Genomic DNA, 17729 nt, shown 5'->3' with positions numbered 1-17729 from the left:
CGCTTACTCCTGATGGTTAAAGGCGCGGGTAATCGGCGGGGGTCGATGACTGCTCGCCGGACCCGTCCCTGCCACCGGCAGGGACGGGTCCGGCGCCTCATCAAGCGCTATTTTTGCGGAATATAGAGCACCTGCCCTATCTGGATGTCCCGCGACTTGAGCTTGTTGATCTCCACCAGCCGCGCCTGGCTGACCCCGTATTTCTCGGCGAGCCGGGAGAGGCTCTGCCCGCGGGTGACCACATGACGGAGCATGTTGGCCTTGTCGTTGGTCTGCACGCTGGCGACAGGTGCACTCGGCTCCTTGGCCGCCACCACGTAGGGCTTGATCACGCCAGCGCCGGACGAGGGTCCGCCAACGCTGCTGACCGGTGCCCCGCCATCGCTGCTGCGATTCGGCTCGGTGGCCGGCATCCGGTTGGTCACCACCTGCTGTACCGGTTGCGCCGCCGGCTTGCTGACGGCGACCGGCTTGCTGGCGGGGGCGGGTCGGCTGACCGCTGCCTGCTTGTTACTAGCCTGCCCCTTGCCGGTGAGCATGGCTCCCTTGGTTGGATGGGCCCGGTAATAGTTGCGGATCCCCTCAAAGATGGCGCGGGCCAGCTGATCCTGATAGCTGGCGGTGGCCAGCAACTGCTCTTCGGCATGGTTGGAGATAAAGCCCGTCTCCACCAGCACGGAGGGGATATCCGGCGCCTTCAGCACCGCCAGACTGGCGTGCTCCGGTGCCTTCTTGTGCAACCTGGCAACCCGGCCCAGCGAGCGCAGGATCTGGCGGCTGACGTCATAGCCCTCGGCGCGGGACTTGTCCATGGAGAGGTCGAGGAAGGTCTGCGCCAGATAGGGGTTCGGGTCTGATTCGGCCAACACCTTACCGACGCCCCCCAGCAGCTCGCCCTGCTTCTCCTGTTTCTCCAGCCAGCTGCCCATCTCGCGGTTGGCGCGGTTGGTCGACAGTACCCAGACGGAGGCACCGCGCGGGGTCGAGTTGTGGAAGCTGTCGGCATGCACCGACACCAGCAGGTCGGCCTTGGCCTTGCGGGCAATCTCGGAGCGCTTGTTCAGATCGACGAAATAGTCGCCGCGCCGGGTCAGCACGGCACGCATGCCGGGCTCGCGGTCGATGAGGGCGGCCAGCTTCTGGGAGACCGCCAGGGTCACCCGCTTCTCGTAGGTGCGACGCGGGCCGATGGAGCCCGGGTCTTCACCGCCGTGGCCCGGGTCGATGGCAATCACCACTCCCTTGCCCTTGCCCCCCACCGGCGTGGCTTGCACCGCGGCGGAGGCCTTCTCTTCGTACGGCAGGTCGATCACCAAGCGGTGGCCGTAGGGTCCCGCCGGCGCCAGCGGGAACACCACCGGCTTGATGGTGGAGCTGAGATCCAGCACCAGCCGCAGACCGCCCTTCTCCAGCGGCGAGCTCTCGCGGATCTTGCGCACCAGCTCGCTCTTGTTCTCGATGCGGGCCAGATTGGTGACGTTGCTCGCCCCTTTCAGGTCGATCACCAGCCGGTCGGGGCCGGTCAGGGTGAAATAGTTGTAATTGGGGGCGCTGCTCATGTCGAGCACCACCCGGGTGTTGTCCGGCGACGGCCACACCCGCACGCTCTTGAGCTGATTCGCCCAGGAGGGTAAGGCCAGCAGGGAGAGGGCAATAACAAGGATCAAGCGCACGTAGATGACAACCGTTCCAGAATGGCTTCGCCAATAGCGGTGCGGGCCTCTATCAGGACCTCGCGCTGCTCGTTTGCATAACTCAGGGTAATGTCGAGATCGGGAGCGGGCAGCCAGCCTTCCCCTTTTTCCGGCCACTCCACCAGACAGAGGGTGTTGGCGCCGAAGTAGTCACGGATCCCCATGAACTCCAGCTCCTCCGGGTCGGCCAATCGATAGAGATCGAAGTGGTAGAGCTGCCAGTCGGCCAGCTCATAGGGCTCGACCAGGGTATAGGTCGGGCTCTTGACCTTGCCCTCATGCCCCAGCCCCTGTACCCAGCCCCGGGTCAGGGTGGTTTTGCCGGCCCCGAGAGAGCCGTGCAAGAACACCGTGGTTGCCTGCTGGCAGGCGTGGGCCAGTCGGCCACCCAGTGCCACTGTTGCTGCCTCGTCCGGCAGTGTCATCATCAACTGTTTTGCCATGTTCTTCTTTAACTTGTTATGGTGTCGGGATTTACCAGTCGACGGATAAAGGGCAGCAGGTCGGATGCCAGCATGCCCCGCTCTCCGTCTGCAGCGGCCAGATCGGCCGCTTCCCCGTGGATCACGGCGCCCAGTCGGGTTGCCTCGGCGGCAGACCAGCCCTGGGCCAAAAGGGCGGCGATTATACCAGATAACAGGTCGCCCATGCCGCCACTGGCCATGCCGGGATTGCCCTCGTCGCAGAGCGCGATCCCCTTGCCGTCGTGGATCAGCGTCCCCGCCCCCTTGAGCAGCACCACACCGCCGAAACGCTGCTGCAGACGCTGCGCCGCGGCAAAACGATCCGCGGCAATCTCGGCAATGGTGCAGCCCAACAGGCGGGCTGCCTCGCCCGGATGGGGCGTGAGCACCCAATTATCCTGATGACGGGGACATTGCGCCAGCCAATTCAATCCATCGGCATCCAATACCAGTGGCACCTGCTCGTTAACAAATGACTCAAAATGGTGCCGACCCCACTCATCCCGACCCAGACCGGGTCCCACCACCCGCACCGAGGCCCAGCGCTCCTCGTCCCCGCCCTGACTGCCCATCAATTCGGCCTGGTAGAGGCTGGCAGGCAGCTGGTCAGGATGCTGGCACACCCGCACCAGGCCGGCACCGGCTCGCAGGCAGGCACGAGCGGCCAGCACGATGGCCCCCTGCATCCCCGCATTGCCCCCCACCATCAGCACCTTGCCGTGGGAGCCCTTGTGGGACGAGCGCTGGCGCGGGGTCAGTCGGGTGTGCAGGGAGGGATAATCGATGCGCTCGGCGGCCGCCTGCCACCCGGGCGGGACACTGACACCGAGGGGATCGCAGTCGAGCCGACCGACACAATCCACCCCGTCGGCGGTGAGCATGCCCTGCTTGATACCGATGAAGGTGAGGGTGCGGCTGGCACGCACCACGGCCCCCATGGCGCAGCCGGTGTCGGCATTGAGGCCGGAGGGGAGATCCACCGATAGCACAGGCACCTGCAAGCCATTGATTGTTGCGACGATCTTTGTCATAAGCGGTGAGAGCCGGGTATGGACACCGGTGCCGAGCAGTGCGTCGACCACCAGGTCCGGCGCCGGCAACCGGTCGAGCTCGCCCGCCTCGGCCGACACCACTGTGCCCCCCGTCGCCAGCCACTCGTCGGCGGCCCGCCTGGCGTCTCCCGTCAGCTCGGCGGGAGTCCTCAGCGCTATCACCTGGGGCTCCAGCCCCAACTGCTTCGCAAGGCGGGCCAATACATAGCCGTCGCCACCGTTGTTGCCGGGGCCGGTGAAGATCCACCAGCATCGGCTGTGCGGCCAGTGGTGGGTGGCGTAGGTGCGCAGTGCCGCCCCGGCCCGCTCCATCAGGGTATAGAGTGCCAGCCCTTCGCGCTCAGCCCACTCCCGCTCCAGGGCACGGATCTGTTCAGCCCGCCACAGTGATTGTGGTAAACTGCGCACCTCTTTCCCGCTGATAGCATCCCCGATGATCTGTACCATGACGGCTCCTGACTCTCATCCATTCATCCGGGCCTGCTGGCACCGGGCACATGATGCAGTATGACGGCAACCGCCATGCCCGTCGGTCAACCTTGGCAACAAGACCCCAGAGATGCGATACAGCATGACAGTACACCTCCATCCCGGTCAGCACCCGGGCAGGCAGACGGCCCCATGACCACCACCGAACTCCATCAACTGGCCCAAGATATCAAGCTCTGGGCGAGCGAGCTAGGATTCGACCAGGCCGGTATCACCGACACGGATCTCACCCTCGAGGAGCCCAGGCTGCAGGCCTGGCTCGATGCGGGCCATCACGGCAGCATGGATTACATGGCGCGCCACGGCATGATGCGGGCTCGCCCCCACGAACTGCTGCCGGGCACCTTGCGGGTGCTGTCGGTGCGGATGAACTATCTGCCGTTCGAGGCGGGCTTTGCCGCCACCCTGCGCGACCCCACCCTCGGCTACATCAGCCGCTATGCCCTGGGTCGCGACTACCACAAGCTGCTGCGCAGCCGGCTCAAGCAGTTGGGGGAGCGCATCGAGCAGCGCTGCGAGGCGCTGGGCTGGCGCCCCTTCGTCGACTCGGCCCCCATTCTGGAGCGGCCGCTGGCGGCCAAGGCAGGCCTCGGCTGGGTGGGCAAGCACTCGCTGCTGCTCAACGAGTCGGCGGGCTCCTTCTTCTTTCTGGGGGAGCTGCTGCTCAGCCTGCCGCTGCCGCTGGATGCCCCGGTGGAGAAAGAGCAGTGCGGCAAGTGTGTGGCCTGCATCAACATCTGCCCCACCGGCGCCATCATAGCCCCCTATGTGGTGGACGGTCGTCGCTGCATCTCCTATCTCACCATCGAGAATGACGGCCCCATTCCCGAAGAGTTCCGGCCGCTGATGGGCAACCGCATCTATGGCTGTGACGACTGCCAGCTCATCTGCCCCTGGAACCGCTATGCCAACGCCAGCCCGGAGCCCGACTTCAGCCCGCGCCCCAATCTGCATCGCCCGCCGCTGTTGACCTTGTGGGGCTGGAGCGAGAGCGAGTTCCTCAAGCACACCGAAGGCAGCCCCATCCGTCGCATCGGCTATCAGCGCTGGCGCCGCAACCTGGCGGTGGCCCTTGGCAACGGCCCGGCCAGTCCGCAGGTCATGGCGGCCCTGCAGCAGGCGCTGGCAGCAGCCGAGCCCATGGTGGCCGAACATATCGAATGGGCGCTGGCCACCCTGGCCAAACGCCAGCAGGATGACAACAAAAAGACGCGCTTGCTGATCCGCTGCATCGAAAAAGGTCTGCCGGATCACGCATAGACGATCTGCCCCTTGCCGGATCGAAGCCATTTTTTCATGCTCTGCCGACGGTCGATCGTCGGCACTATAAAAGGAACAAGCTGATGCAGATGTTGGGAGTGGATATCGGTGGCTCGGGGATCAAGGGATGCCTGGTCGACACCGCAACGGGCGAGCTGATTGGCGAACGTCACCGGCTGGTGACGCCGCAGCCGGCCACCCCGGCCGCCGTGGCTCATACCCTCAAGGCACTGGTGGAACACTTCGACTGGAAGGGCCCGGTAGGCTGCGGCTTTCCCGCCACCATCCACAACGGCATCGCCAAGAGCGCGGCCAACATCGACAAGAGCTGGATTGAGACCGACGTCGCCCACCTGTTCGCCGACGTGACCGGCCAACCCTGCCACGTGCTCAACGACGCCGATGCGGCTGGCCTGGCCGAGATGCGCTTCGGCACCGGCAAGGATCGCAGCAAGGGGGTGATCATCCTCGTCACAGTCGGCACCGGCATCGGCACCGCCGTGTTCGTCAATGGCCAGCTGCTGCCCAACACCGAGCTGGGTCATCTGATGCTGGAAGGCATGGTGGCCGAGCACTACTGCTCGGACGCGGTGCGCAAGCGCGAGGATCTCTCCTGGGGCCGCTGGGGCAAGCGCTTCAACAAGTACCTGGCCCGCCTCGAGTTTCTGTTCTCCCCCGACCTCTTCATCCTGGGCGGCGGCAGCGCCGCCAAGCTCGACAAGTTCATCGACAAGATTGAGACCCGGGCCCCGCTGGTGGCGGCCGCCAACCTCAATCAGGCCGGCATCATAGGCGCCGCCCTGCACGCCGCCGAACTGACCGCCGCCCGTCAGTCGGCATGATGCCGTTGTGAAAACAAGAGGCCCGGCATTGCCGGGCCTCTTGTTTTTACCGCCCATTTTTCACCCTACTTGTCGCCGGGCGACATGTCCCCCGGCCTGCTATTTCCTATAAGTCGTCGAGCCGATGGGCGCCGTGTACCAAGCGGGTCAGGCGGGCCTGCTCCTGCTCGGCCAGGCCGCCGAGCAGCCGCACCGTCTCTTCGGTCGGACACTCCCGGGCCAGATGGCTGAGCTCGCCGATGAGCTTCTCCTCCTGACGGCACACCAGCTGCACTATGTCCTGGGTCTGGGCCGTGGCTGGCAGGCTCAGGCGCCGGATCCCGGGCAGCAGATCCTCGCTGAAGCCTCGCTCCAGCCAAGTCTCCTTCACCCCTTCGCCAAGTTCACTCAGGTAGTCATCCAGCTGGCTCTTTGCCGCCTCCTCCCGCTGCTGCAGATAGGCCAGCAGCAGCCGGCTGCGCTCGCCATCCACCTGTGCCATGAGACGCCCGTAACCGAGCCCAAGCTGGTGATGCACCTGCTCCAGATAGAGCAGCAAGTCTTTGATTTGTTGAAATCGCATCAGGTTGCCCTCCTGTATATCGTGCCCTTTAAGTATAAAAAACAGGCAATTGCAATCCAAGCCAAAGCGCGGCCCTTGTTGTGCTGCATCAAGCCAGTGGCCAAGAAAGCAGCGATCGATACAAAGTGGAATGATTTGTGCCAACCCGGAGGCAATAAAAGGATGAGCAGGTGAATCCGGTTGGTGGCTAATAAAGGAGGTTGTAAGAGGATATTTACCATGTGATATTCGGCAATCATGCCATACCACCAAATACAATATTGATGTGAGCGAGATCACCGTCGGCGTTAGTCGGCAGGCGGGAATCCTTAGCACTTTTTTAGACGTCTAGATGTATAAACACGCGTTGACACGGCCATCCAGACATCTTAGCATCATCCTCCATGATGGCAGAGCAACCCAGTGAAACCTCTGCCCAATTCACCCGCCTGTAGCGCCCTGTGCTTTAAGGCTGTTAGCACGGAAGAATCCATGATTAAGTTGATCGGTCTCAACAAAGTCTACGGTAAAGGCAGTGATGCCGTGCACGCCCTGCGTGACGTGAGCCTGCATGTGCCGCAAGGCAAAATTTTCGGGGTGATTGGCGCCTCCGGTGCCGGCAAGAGCACCCTCATCCGCTGCGTCAACCTGCTGGAGCGCCCGACGGAAGGCCAGGTGATTGTCGACGGCCAGGATCTGGTCGCCCTGAGCGAGCGGGACCTGACCCAGGCTCGCCGCCAGATCGGGATGATTTTCCAGCACTTCAACCTGCTCGCCTCCCGCACCGTCTCCGCCAACATCGCCTTCCCGCTGGAGCTGGCGGGCTGGAGCAAAGAGAGGATCCAGCAACGGGTCGAAGAGCTGCTGGCACTGGTCGGGCTGGAAGCCCGCGCCCACGCCTATCCGTCCGAGCTCTCCGGTGGCCAGAAACAGCGGGTCGCCATCGCCCGGGCACTGGCGCCGGCCCCCAAGGTACTGCTGTGCGACGAGGCCACCTCGGCCCTCGACCCGCAGACCACCCGCTCGATCCTGACCCTGCTCAAGGAGATCAACGTCAAGCTGGGGCTCACCATCCTGCTCATCACCCACGAGATGGACGTGGTGAAGGGGATCTGTGACGAAGTGGCCATCATCAGCGACGGCCGGCTGATCGAACAGGGTGAAGTGGCCTGGTTCTTCAGCAATGCCAAGACCCAGCTGGCGCGAGATTTCATCCACTCCACCATCCATCTGGAGGTACCGCAGGAGTATCAGGATCGGATGAGTGCGGAGCGGGTCCCCGGCAGCTATCCGCTGGTGAAGCTTGGCTTTACCGGCAGCACGGTCGACACGCCGCTCATCTCCGAGGCGAGCCGCCGTTTCAACATCGACATCAGCATCCTGAGCGCCGACATCGAATACGCCGGGGGCGTCAAGTTCGGCTTCCTGCTGGCAGAACTGTTCGGGGATGAAGCCCAGTGCGAGGCGACCCAGCAGTTCCTCATCGACAACCATATTCAGCTGGAGGTAATGGGTTATGTCCGAAGCCATGATTAATCTGCTGTTCACAGCCCTGGGCGACACCCTCATCATGGTGTTTGCCTCCGCCCTGTTCGGCTGCCTGCTCGGTCTGCCGCTCGGTGTGGCACTGCACGTGACCAAGGCTGGCCAGATCCTGGCCAACCCGCTGCTCAACCGCACCCTGGGCATGGTGGTCAACGTGGGTCGCTCGGTGCCCTTCATCATTCTGCTGGTCGCCATCATCCCGCTGACCCGGCTGATCGTCGGCACCAGCATCGGCACCATCGCCGCCATCGTACCGCTGACCGTCGGTTGCATTCCCTTCATCGCCCGCTTGGTAGAAGGGGCCCTGATGGAGGTGCCGGACGGCTTGCTGGAAGCGGCCAAGGCCATGGGCGCCAAGCCCCTGCAAATCATCACCAAGGTGCTGCTGCCCGAGGCCCTGCCCGGCATCATCAACAGCGTCACCATCACCCTCGTCACGCTGGTGAACTACTCCGCCATGGCCGGTGCCATCGGGGGCGGTGGTCTGGGCGATGTGGGTATTCGTTACGGCTATCAGCGCTTCGACCCGACCGTCATGCTGGTGACCGTGGTTATTCTGGTCGTACTGGTTCAACTCATCCAGAGCGCGGGTGAGCGCCTGGTCAACAAATGTGATCATCGTTAATCGTCGATTTCTGACAGGAGGTTTTATGAAATTTGGCATCAAATCCGTTGCGGCAGCCCTGCTGGCCACTCTGGTACTGGCCGGTTGCGGTCAAAAAGAAGAGAACAAGACCCTGAAAGTAGGCGCCATCGCCGGCCCCGAGACCGAACTGGTTGAAGTGGCCGCCAAAGTGGCCAAGGAGAAATACGGCCTGACCGTCGAGGTGGTCAACTTCTCCGACTACGTCACCCCGAACGTGGCGCTGAACGATGGCAGCATCGACGTCAACGCCTTCCAGCACAAGCCCTATCTGGATGCCCAGATCCGTGATCGCGGCTTCAAGCTGGTGCCGGTCGGCAACACCTTCGTCTACCCGATCGCCGGTTATTCCAAGAAGATCAAGGCGCTGAGCGAGCTGAAAGATGGCGCCCAGATCGCGGTGCCGAACGATCCGACCAACCTGGGCCGCTCCCTGATCCTGCTGGAGAAGCAAGGTCTGCTGAAGCTGAAGGAAGGCGCCGGTCTGGAAGCGACCGTGCTGGACATCGCCAGCAACCCGCGCAACTTCAAGATGGTCGAGCTGGAAGCTGCCCAGCTGCCGCGCTCGCTGGAAGACGTGGACTTGGCCATCATCAACAACACCTTCGCCGGTCAGATCGGGCTGACCCCGACCGAGAACGGTCTGTTTGTTGAGGACAAAGAGTCCCCCTACGTCAACCTGATCGTCGCCCGCGACAACAACAAGGACGACGAGAAGGTCAAACAGTTCGTACAGGCTTTCCAGACCGACGACGTCTACAAGAAAGGGCTGGAACTGTTCAAGGGCGGCCTGGTGAAAGGTTGGTAATCACTCACTCGGCAAAAAAGGCCACGCAATGCGTGGCCTTTTTTTTTGCTGCCGTTATCATATCGGCGAGCACGGCAACACGAACATATTCAGCACATGAAAAAATGGTATCTGGCCTACTGCAAGCCAAAAGAAGAGGCCCGCGCCCGCGCCCATCTCGAAGCCCAGGGGATCGAGTCCTACTACCCCATGGTGGAAATTGAAAAACTGCGGCGGGGCAAGCGTGTCCCGGTGCGGGAGCCCATGTTCCCCAACTACCTGTTCATCTATGTGGATCTGGAAGAGGTCACCCCGGTCACCCTGAAGTCGACCCGCGGCATCAGCCGGATCATCCACTTCGGTCGGGAGTGGACCTCCATCAGCAGCCAGCTGGTCTATCAGCTGATGAGCCGGGACGACAGCGACGAGGCGCGCGCCAGCTATGCCAGCCTGCCGACTCAGGGCGACAAGGTGCTGATAGAATCCGGTCCGCTGGCCGGTTTCGAGGCCATCTATCTGGAGCCGGACGGCGACAAGCGGGCGATCCTGCTGGTGAGCCTGCTCAACCAGGAGACCAGCAGCAGCTTCGACAACCAATCCTTCCGCCGACTGGACTGACGTGCAGACTACCATGGCGAGAAGCGCCTGATTCCTGCTGGTGAGCCTGCTCAATCAGGAGACCAGCAGCAGCTTCGACAATCAATCCTTCCGCCGGCTGGACTGACCCGGCAATCAACGTCGAACTCCCGCTGGCTGGCCAGGGCAATCCTCTCTTACGCCAGCGAGGCTAAAAAAACGGGGCAGGCCCAGCGGCCTGCCCCGTTTTCATACGCCTTGTCCGCCTCAGGCATCCAGTTCGAAGCGGCTGATCACCGCCGTCAAGCGACCGGTATCCTGCGCCAGCCGGGCCACAATCTCCTCCCCCTGCTGGCTGCGCTGGCTCGACTGCCGGCTCAGGCCGGCGATCTCCTCCACCGTTCCCGCCACCTCCTGGGCCACCCGTGACTGTTGCTCGGTCGCGGTGGCGATGGCCCCCAGCTGACCCGACAGATCCTGCACCAGCTGCAACATGGCATTCAGGGTCCCGGTCACCGAGTCGACTGCGCCGCGCCCCTCCTCCACCAAGCGGGTGCCGCTGCCGACCGTGTTGACGGTCTGGCGGGTCTGCTGCTGGATGCTGGCGATGGTCTGGCTGATCTCCTCGGTGGACTGGCTGGTGCGGCTCGCCAGCAGCCGCACCTCGTCGGCCACCACGGCAAACCCGCGCCCCTGCTCGCCAGCCCGCGCCGCCTCGATGGCGGCATTGAGCGCCAGCAGATTGGTTTGCTCGGCGATGGTGGCGATCACCTCGGTGATGCGTCCCACCTGCTCGCTCTGGCTGCTGAGCTGCCCCATCGCCTCGTTCGCCTCGCCAATCATGGCGGCGATCTGCTGCATGGTGGCGGTCATGCGGGCCAGCTCGTGGCCGCCCTGGCGAGTCTGCTGCTCGGCCTGCTGAGCGGCCCGCGCCGCTTCGGCGATATTGCCCGCCACATCCCGGGTACTGACCGACATCTGCTCGATGGCTGCCGCCACCGTATCGACCCGCTGATTCTGGCTCGCCAGATCGGTGACGATGGCGCGGGTGGTGCTGCCCACCTCACCGCAGGCCCCGTCCACCTGCCCCACCGCCCCCTGGATCTCCCCCACCAGCTGGCGTAGCTGGCCGGACATCTGGTTGATGGAGCCCGTCAGCCCACCCAGCTCATCCTGACTCTGTACCGGCAGGGGGCGGGCCGGCAGCCGGCCGTTGGCCACCAGATCGGCCCGCAGCACCAGGCTGGCGATGTCCCGGGTCAGCCGGCGACTGAATAGCAGCGCCACCAGGGTACCCAGCACGATCACCGTCAGGGTAGCCAGCAGCAGGGTACGATTGATGGCCTGACCGGCGCTGGTCATCTTCTGACCCATGCTTTCCACCTCGGCGCGGGTCTGCGTCACCTGGCCGGCCAGCTGGGTCGCCAGCTGACCGAGAGCTGGTTCAATCTCGGTCGCCATCAGATGGTTGGCCTGATCCCAGTCGGGTGCCTGCCGCTTGCTGATCACCTGCCCCACCAGTTCGGCGAAGGGGGCCGACATCTCCTCGAACAGCGACCAGATCCCCTTCTGCGCCTCGGTAAAGTTGGCCTCCTGCTGCTTCAGCTCGGCCACCCGCTGCTGGTGGAACTGGTAATAATCCTGGTATTTGGTGCGATAGTCCGGATCGCCGGAGATGAGGAAGTCGCGCAGGGCGGAGAGCGCATTGGAGAGACCGTTGTAGGCATCCCCTACCTGCTTGAGCAGCAGGCGGCGATCACCGGGCAGCTGATCCTGCGGGGTGGCCACCTCTTCGTTGGCAAAGGACTGCAGCTGATCGAGGGCCGACTCCGCCAGCGGCCCGGCCTCCTGCAGCATCAGGGTATGGGCGGGCAGGTTCTCGTCGGTATGGGCGATGTCCCACACCTTCTGCTGACTGGTCTTGAAGGCCTTGAGCGAGCGGGCCAGCTCGGTGGTGAACTGCTGATGCTCGATCACCTGCCAAGCCCCCTCCCACTCCTGTTTGAGGCGGGCGGCCTGCGCCGGATCCTTGCCCAGGATGAGATAGGCCCGCAGGGAGGAGATGGTCGCCACCAGCGCCTTCTGGCTGGCCTCATCCCGTTGCAGAGCGGGTAGAGCCTGCTCCAGCAGGGCGTTGCCGGCCTGTCCGATGCGGCCGAGCTGGTGGTAGACGAGGCTGGAAGAGAGGATCACCAGCAGATTGATAAAACAGAAGCTGAGCAGCAACTTGCTTGAAATTTTCATGAACATCCTTGTTTCGTTGCGGGCATCCTGCCCGACATTCACGCTCCGAGCAGCGCCGGTAGCCGTTCACGCCAGGAGTCATGCCATCCCATCAACTCCTCACGCGGCATGGGCCGGGCCGAGAAGAAGCCCTGGCACACGTCGCACCCCAGCCGCGCCAGCAGCCGCCAGGTGAGTTCATCCTCCACCCCTTCGGCGACGGACTTGAGCCCCAGTTTGCGAGCCAGCTCGATACTTGACTCTATTATGGCCAAGCGGGAGGGGTCCTCAAAGCAGCGATCGACGAAAGAGCGATCCAGCTTGAGCTCGGTGAAGGGCAGCAGGGCCAGCTGCTGCATGGAGGAGTAGCCGGTACCGAAGTCGTCGATGGAGAGGCCGAAGCCGTGCATGCGCAGGCGGGTCAGCACCTCCAGCGACTTGCCCAGATCCTTCACGAACGAGCTCTCGGTCACCTCCAGGGTGATGAGCTCGGGGTTGATACTCCAGCGCTGGCACTGGTTGATCAGGGTATTGCACAGATCCCCCTCGATGAGGGAAGTAGTGGAGAGGTTCATCGACAGGTTGAGAGAGAGCCCGGTCTGCTCCCACAGATGGCCATCGCGCAGCGACTTGCTGATGATCACCTCGGTCAGCTGATCGATGAGGCCGTTGTGTTCCGCCAGCGGAATGAAGCGGGCCGGCGAGATGAGGCCGTACTCCGGGTGCTGCCAGCGCGCCAGCGCCTCCATGCCGACCCACTGGCCGGAGCCGAAGCTCACCTTGGGCTGATACCAGGGCAGCAGCTGATCCTGCTCCAGCGCCAGGCTCAGCTCGTCCAGGGTCAGGCGGTGGCCGTCCTCCTCCTGGGCGCGCTCCTGCTGCGGGCGCCAGGCGCCGATGAGCTGGCTGATCTGCTGCTGGCTGGAAGGCTTCTCGATGCGCCCCAGCACTTGCAGACCATAGGCGGCACTCATGCGCAGCACGGCCTCGACCACGTCATCCTCCAGCGCGCTGGAGAGGATGATGCCGCCGCGAAAACCACCCAGCGAGAGGCGACGCAGCAGCGCCATGCCGTCCATGCCCGGCATGCGCAGATCGCAAAACAGGATGTCGACCTGATGACGCTGACACATGGCCAGCGCCTCCACCCCGTCCTGCGCCTCCAGCAGGGAGCCGTAACCGAGCCCGCGGATCTGGTGCATCAATGCCTTGCGCTGGAACGCGTGGTCTTCCACCACCATGATCACCAACTCATGCTGTGTCTTGTTCATCGAGCCATAATCCAATTTCGCATGTAATAGAGTTCATCAGCGCCAGTACCGTCTGACTCAACTCGGTAAGTTCGTCCAGCTGCTTGAGGCGGGCCGCCGCTTCGAGCCGGGCCGCCTCCTCCGCCAGAGCCTGCTGCCCCACCATGCGGGCAGCCCCCTTGATGCGGTGTGCCGTCTCCACCAGGGCATAGGTGTCCTGCCTGGCCAGTGCCTGCATCATGTCATCGCCGTCCTGGCGATTGGAATCGAGATACTCCCGCGCCATGCTGCGCGCCACCGCTTCATCGCCAAACAGCGAGATCCAGCACTCCCCCTGCTCGCTGGCCGATGGAGCGGGCTGGTCCGGCTCTTGGGTCTGAGGGCTCACCGGCAACCAGCGCATCAGCATCTGATGCAGCGTCTCCAGGGTATAGGGTTTGAACAGCATGTCGTTCATGCCGGCTTCCTGCATCTGCAGGCTGGCCTCTTCGGATGTATCAGCCGTCACCCCGATGACGGGAGCCGACTCCCCCTGTGCCCGCAGGGCCCGGGTCAGACTGTAGCCATCCATCACCGGCATGTGGCAGTCGGTCAGCAGCAGGGCGAATGCCTGCCCCTGCCAGGTACGCAAGGCCTTGTCACCGTCGTCCACCACCTCGGCATCCACCCCGAGGATCGCCAGCTGGCGAGCCAGCAGCGCACGGTTGATGGGGTGATCGTCGGCCACCAGCACCCGTCCCTGCAATTTGGGGGCATTGGCTTCGACCGGGCTGATCGCCGCCTCTCCCAGCAGCTGGTGACAGGTCTCCAGCAACAGATCGGGATAGAGCGGAGACTGCCCCAGCCGCCACCAGGCACCCGACCCCATGCGGCCGCGCAGGGCCTCCTGCGGGGAGAGCACTATGCCCTTGAGGGCCGAGCGCTGCAAATGTGTCAGCCACTCGCTGCCCAGGGCCTGCTCGAGCCAGCTCTCCTCTGCTAATAACAAACCACTCACCGGCTGCTGCCACTGCTGTGGATCCAGACGATGCAGCCTGGCCCCCAGCCGCTGCATCGCGCTCTGCAGGGCCGCATCCTCGCCAAACAGCCACCAATCGTGGCCTGCCAGCGGCGGGGCATCCCACTGACACGCCGCCAGCGGGAAGTCGAAGGTGAGCCGGGTACCGTGCCCTGGCTTGCTCTCGAGCACCAGCGTGCCCCCCATTTTCTGGGCCAGTTGGTGGCAGATGGCAAGGCCGAGCCCGGTACCACCGAAGCGTCGGGTTATGTCGGACTCCACCTGCTCGAACGGGGTGAACAGGCGATCCTGCTTGTCTTCGGCAATGCCGATGCCGGTGTCGCTGACCGCGATGGCGAGCCGCTCCTTCTCAAAGCTGACCTGGATACGGATCTCGCCCCGCTCGGTAAACTTGACCGCATTGTTGAGCAGGTTGGAGAGCACCTGCCCCACCCGCACCGCATCGATGCGGGCCTGATCCGGCACCTCCGGCGCCCACCCCAGCGTCACTTTGAGCCCCTTGCCATGGGCCAGAGTCGCGTGACCGCGGATCACGTCGCAGATGACGGAGGCGAGGCGGCAATCCTGATAGTGCAACTGCAGCTGGCCTGCCTCTATCTTGGAGAAATCGAGCACGTCGTTGACCAGATAGAGCAGGTTGTTGGTGGAGGTCACCACGTTGCGCAGCAAATAGCGCTGGTCATCGTTCAGCTCGCTCATCTGCAGCAACTCCAACATGCCGTGCATGCCGGAGATGGGGGTCCTCAGCTCGTGGCTCATGGTTGCCAGGAAGCGGCTGCGCACCTGCATCGCCTGCTCGGCATAGGCGCGCGCCTCCCTCAGGTCGTGCTCCTGGTGCTTGAGGGCCGTGATGTCCTGGATCACTCCGTTGAGGATCAGGTGCCCCTCCTCCTGCGGCACGAAGCTGCCGCGCACCTGCAGATAGCGGGCCCCCTCCGGCCGCTCCACCCGCACTTCCAGATCGAGCGGGGCCAGGGTCTCGGCATGATTAGCCACCTTGCTGACGAAATCCTGCAGTGCCTCCTCGGTAAAGCCGAACACCTCGCCGCCCGACTCGGCCGACAATATCTCCTGCCGGCTGGTGCCCAGGATCTCGCTCGCCCCCTGCGAGGCATAGAGGAAGCGCCCCTTGCCGGGGCCGAGCCAGAGGTACTGATAGACGATGCCCGGCATGCTGTCGGTGATCTGGGTGAGCCGGGTCTCCGCCTTGCGGGCCCGCGCCTCGGCCTCCTTGATGCGGGTCACATCGGTCAGCACCGTCAGTACCCCCAGCATGTCGCCCTTTGGCGAGCGATAGGGGCGCTTGGTGTAGATGACGTGGAACATGGCGCCATCCTGACGGCGGCTGTTGCCCGCCCCTTCCAGCTGTTCGCCGCTTTGCCATACCCCCAACTCTTCGCGCAACACCCGCTCCCGCTCTCTGGCCGGCATGCGGTCCAGATCGTCGCCATCATCCTGGCTCAACTCACCGATGAAGGTGTCCCGATAGGCCTGGTTGCAGAGGGTGATACGCTGCTCGCGATCCCGCAGCACCACCATGTTGGGCAGGGAGTTGAGCAGGGTCTGCACGAAGGTCAGCTGCTCGCTTAACTTGTGCTCGGCCAGCTTGCGCTGCACTATCTGGCGGCGCAGGGTCCGGTTCCAGCCCATGAACAGCAGCACGCAGAGCAGGAAAGCGCCCACGCCGACCGCGGACCAGAGCGCCACCGTGGCAGGGTTGATGCCGGTCTGGATGGTCAGAGCCAGCCACTTGTGCTCCAGCTTGGTCATCTCTTCCGGGCGGATAGAGAGCAGCACCTTGGTGAGGATCTGCTGCAGCATGGGGTCCTGCTGGTGCACCGCCATGGCGACCGGCACCCGCAGCTCGTTGCCGGAGAACACCACCTGATAGCGGTTGTTGAACCCCTTTTGCAGCGCCTGTTCAAGGGTGGTCATGCTCATCAGCACGTAGTCGACCTGATGCCCGTCCAGCAGCGGCAGTAGCTTGGTATCGCTGCTCACCGTCAGCGGATGGGCCCCCACCTCGTTGAGTACCAGCTCCTCCACCGAGCCGCCGACAATCCCCACCCGTCGCCCCTTGAGCTCGTTGAGGTTGTCCAGCTCCTCGCTCCCCTGTCTGGCGGCGATCACCCGGTGGATGAAGGCGTAGTCAGGAGTAAACAGGGAGTATTGACGCCGCTCCGCGGTCGGCGTGATGGCTGGCAGAAAGTCCAGCTTGCGTGCCTGAAACAGCGCCTGGGTCTCGGCCCAGCTGCTGGTGGGCACCAGGGTAAACTGCAGGCCGGAGCGCAGGCTCACCAGCTTGAGCATGTCGGCGATGAACCCCTTGAGCTGGCCATTGCCGTCGATCTCGCTCACCGCCGGCCAGTCCGGCGCCACCCCGAAGCGCAGGGTCGGATGGCGGGCCAGCCAGTCGAGCTCGCTCTGGTTGAACACGATCTGGCGGGGACCGTTGGCCAGCTCGTAGTCGACAATCCCGCCGGTCTCCAGAATGCGGCGCCGCTCATCCAGCGGAATGTCGTTGAGGGCCAGCTCCAGCAGACCGAGCAGTCCCTGGTTGTCGGGTCCCACCGCCATGGCCAGCGAGGTGTCAGTCACCCACTCCGGGGTGATCACCTTGAGCCCGGCCTGCTGCTGCAGGCGCTGCAGGCGAACCAGAGAGGGCAGATCGGAGAGATAGGCATCCGCCAACCCCTTCTTCACCATGAAGACCGCCTCGTCGCTGCTGTCCGCCTCGGTGAGCTGGGTCATGCCGAGCTCCGCCAGCTCTTCACAGGAGCTGAAACCATGCTCGCACACCCAGCGCAGCTGGCGCGCCGTTGCCAGAGTCGGCTCCCCTTCCTCTCGCGCCAGCAACACGGCGCGCGGCAAGGTCATCAGATCCGAGGTAAAACGCATCTTCTGCTGACGCGACTGGCTGGGCGTCACGCCGATCAGCATATCCACCTCGCCATCGAGCAGCGCCTGCTGGGTATCGGCATAGTAGGGATAGGTCTTGTAGCGCACGGTCAGCCCCAGCCGGCCGGCAATCTGGGTGGCAAAGTCGTCGAGCGGACCGTTGAAGCCGCCCCGGCCATTGGCATAGATGTAGGGGGCCAGGCCATCGAGGGCATGCCGACCACCAGGTCATTGCGCGAGGCGAGCCAGAGCCGCTCCGCCAGCCCCAGCTGATCCTTGTCCAGGGAGGTTTCTGCCGCAGCCACCAGGCTCCAGCAGGTAAACCAGCACAACAAAATGGCGCGATAGCAGAGGCGCAGCATGGGTAACTCCTGAACGGCTTGGAGAGCGATCATAGGGATTTTGGCAAAATGTGCGAATAGAAATTCGTAACAGAACTCGTCCGGA

Annotated in this window: 12 protein-coding genes and 2 pseudogenes; 7 read left to right on the top strand and 7 right to left on the bottom strand. The window is 63.8% G+C overall.

Annotation, left to right across the window (positions count from 1 at the left end; genetic code table 11):
- Nucleotides 1–107: 107 nt before the first annotated feature.
- Genes E5E97_RS09095 through E5E97_RS09085 form a run of 3 tightly spaced genes read right to left on the bottom strand, consistent with a single transcriptional unit; the run spans nucleotide 108 to nucleotide 3657 of the window.
- Nucleotides 108–1673, bottom strand: a complete 1566-nt coding sequence (locus tag E5E97_RS09095) for an N-acetylmuramoyl-L-alanine amidase (protein WP_118881827.1) — start codon at nucleotides 1671–1673, stop codon at nucleotides 108–110.
- Nucleotides 1664–2137: a tRNA (adenosine(37)-N6)-threonylcarbamoyltransferase complex ATPase subunit type 1 TsaE gene (gene tsaE / locus E5E97_RS09090; protein ID WP_011704860.1), complete on the bottom strand. Its 474-nt coding sequence runs from the start codon at nucleotides 2135–2137 to the stop codon at nucleotides 1664–1666. The genes E5E97_RS09095 and tsaE overlap by 10 nt, the downstream gene beginning before the upstream one ends.
- A gap of 8 nt (nucleotides 2138–2145) precedes the next feature.
- Nucleotides 2146–3657 carry an NAD(P)H-hydrate dehydratase gene (locus E5E97_RS09085; RefSeq protein ID WP_171280187.1) on the bottom strand — a complete coding sequence of 504 codons (1512 nt, stop codon included), beginning with the start codon at nucleotides 3655–3657 and terminating at the stop codon, nucleotides 2146–2148.
- Nucleotides 3658–3831: 174 nt separating this feature from the next.
- On the opposite strand from E5E97_RS09085, the gene queG reads away from it, so the two are divergent.
- Together queG and ppgK are read left to right on the top strand one after the other, a co-directional pair.
- Nucleotides 3832–4959, top strand: a complete 1128-nt coding sequence (gene queG, locus E5E97_RS09080; protein WP_162902017.1) for a tRNA epoxyqueuosine(34) reductase QueG — start codon at nucleotides 3832–3834, stop codon at nucleotides 4957–4959.
- A gap of 83 nt (nucleotides 4960–5042) precedes the next feature.
- Nucleotides 5043–5801 (top strand): polyphosphate--glucose phosphotransferase, encoded by a 759-nt coding sequence (ppgK, locus tag E5E97_RS09075; RefSeq protein ID WP_011704857.1) that lies wholly within the window; start codon nucleotides 5043–5045, stop codon nucleotides 5799–5801.
- Nucleotides 5802–5907: 106 nt separating this feature from the next.
- Here the strand turns inward: ppgK and E5E97_RS09070 are convergent, their stop codons facing one another.
- A complete protein-coding gene (locus E5E97_RS09070; RefSeq protein ID WP_162902018.1) occupies nucleotides 5908–6363 on the bottom strand; it encodes a hypothetical protein in 456 nt (151 codons plus the stop codon).
- 471 nt (nucleotides 6364–6834) lie between these two features.
- Here E5E97_RS09070 and metN point away from each other — a divergent pair, with 471 nt between their 5' ends.
- The 5 genes and pseudogenes from metN to E5E97_RS23500 form a co-directional block, all read left to right on the top strand.
- Nucleotides 6835–7878: a methionine ABC transporter ATP-binding protein MetN gene (metN, locus tag E5E97_RS09065; protein ID WP_011704855.1), complete on the top strand. Its 1044-nt coding sequence runs from the start codon at nucleotides 6835–6837 to the stop codon at nucleotides 7876–7878.
- Nucleotides 7859–8512 (top strand): methionine ABC transporter permease, encoded by a 654-nt coding sequence (locus E5E97_RS09060; RefSeq protein ID WP_118881832.1) that lies wholly within the window; start codon nucleotides 7859–7861, stop codon nucleotides 8510–8512. The genes metN and E5E97_RS09060 overlap by 20 nt, the downstream gene beginning before the upstream one ends.
- A 25-nt stretch (nucleotides 8513–8537) precedes the next feature.
- Entirely contained in the window at nucleotides 8538–9338 is an 801-nt protein-coding gene (metQ, locus tag E5E97_RS09055) for a methionine ABC transporter substrate-binding lipoprotein MetQ (RefSeq protein ID WP_171280186.1), read from the top strand.
- A 96-nt stretch (nucleotides 9339–9434) separates the two neighbouring features.
- Complete coding sequence (rfaH, locus tag E5E97_RS09050; protein WP_016349600.1) at nucleotides 9435–9935, top strand: transcription/translation regulatory transformer protein RfaH; 501 nt, start codon at nucleotides 9435–9437, stop codon at nucleotides 9933–9935.
- A 34-nt stretch (nucleotides 9936–9969) separates the two neighbouring features.
- Nucleotides 9970–10041 (top strand): annotated as a pseudogene (locus E5E97_RS23500) (transcription/translation regulatory transformer protein RfaH); the annotation flags it as partial.
- Between the two features lie 119 nt (nucleotides 10042–10160).
- Here E5E97_RS23500 and E5E97_RS09045 read toward each other — a convergent pair.
- The 3 genes and pseudogenes from E5E97_RS09045 to E5E97_RS09035 form a co-directional block, all read right to left on the bottom strand.
- Nucleotides 10161–12137, bottom strand: coding sequence for a methyl-accepting chemotaxis protein (locus E5E97_RS09045; protein WP_171280185.1), 1977 nt, complete (start codon nucleotides 12135–12137; stop codon nucleotides 10161–10163).
- 38 nt (nucleotides 12138–12175) lie between these two features.
- A complete protein-coding gene (locus E5E97_RS09040; RefSeq protein WP_168966419.1) occupies nucleotides 12176–13387 on the bottom strand; it encodes an EAL domain-containing protein in 1212 nt (403 codons plus the stop codon).
- Nucleotides 13368–17644 (bottom strand): annotated as a pseudogene (locus E5E97_RS09035) (transporter substrate-binding domain-containing protein). The gene E5E97_RS09040 and the pseudogene E5E97_RS09035 overlap by 20 nt, the downstream one beginning before the upstream one ends.
- Nucleotides 17645–17729 lie beyond the last annotated feature (85 nt).

The sequence above is a fragment of the Aeromonas sp. 2692-1 genome (genome assembly GCF_013085505.1).
In the GTDB taxonomy this organism is placed as follows: Bacteria; Pseudomonadota; Gammaproteobacteria; order Enterobacterales; family Aeromonadaceae; genus Aeromonas; species Aeromonas hydrophila.
The sequence above is the reverse complement of the archived record's forward strand: the minus strand, read 5'-3'. Positions and strand labels throughout refer to the sequence as shown.

Excerpts from the sequence above, each read along its gene's own strand:
- E5E97_RS09045 (WP_171280185.1), bottom strand. The coding sequence starts at position 12,137 with ATGAAAATTTCAAGCAAGTTGCTGCTCAGCTTCTGTTTTATCAATCTG.
- rfaH (WP_016349600.1), top strand. The coding sequence starts at position 9,435 with ATGAAAAAATGGTATCTGGCCTACTGCAAGCCAAAAGAAGAGGCCCGC.
- E5E97_RS09040 (WP_168966419.1), bottom strand. The coding sequence starts at position 13,387 with ATGAACAAGACACAGCATGAGTTGGTGATCATGGTGGTGGAAGACCAC.
- metN (WP_011704855.1), top strand. The coding sequence starts at position 6,835 with ATGATTAAGTTGATCGGTCTCAACAAAGTCTACGGTAAAGGCAGTGAT.
- metQ (WP_171280186.1), top strand. The coding sequence starts at position 8,538 with ATGAAATTTGGCATCAAATCCGTTGCGGCAGCCCTGCTGGCCACTCTG.
- queG (WP_162902017.1), top strand. The coding sequence starts at position 3,832 with ATGACCACCACCGAACTCCATCAACTGGCCCAAGATATCAAGCTCTGG.
- E5E97_RS09060 (WP_118881832.1), top strand. The coding sequence starts at position 7,859 with ATGTCCGAAGCCATGATTAATCTGCTGTTCACAGCCCTGGGCGACACC.
- tsaE (WP_011704860.1), bottom strand. The coding sequence starts at position 2,137 with ATGGCAAAACAGTTGATGATGACACTGCCGGACGAGGCAGCAACAGTG.
- E5E97_RS09070 (WP_162902018.1), bottom strand. The coding sequence starts at position 6,363 with ATGCGATTTCAACAAATCAAAGACTTGCTGCTCTATCTGGAGCAGGTG.
- ppgK (WP_011704857.1), top strand. The coding sequence starts at position 5,043 with ATGCAGATGTTGGGAGTGGATATCGGTGGCTCGGGGATCAAGGGATGC.
- E5E97_RS09085 (WP_171280187.1), bottom strand. The coding sequence starts at position 3,657 with ATGGTACAGATCATCGGGGATGCTATCAGCGGGAAAGAGGTGCGCAGT.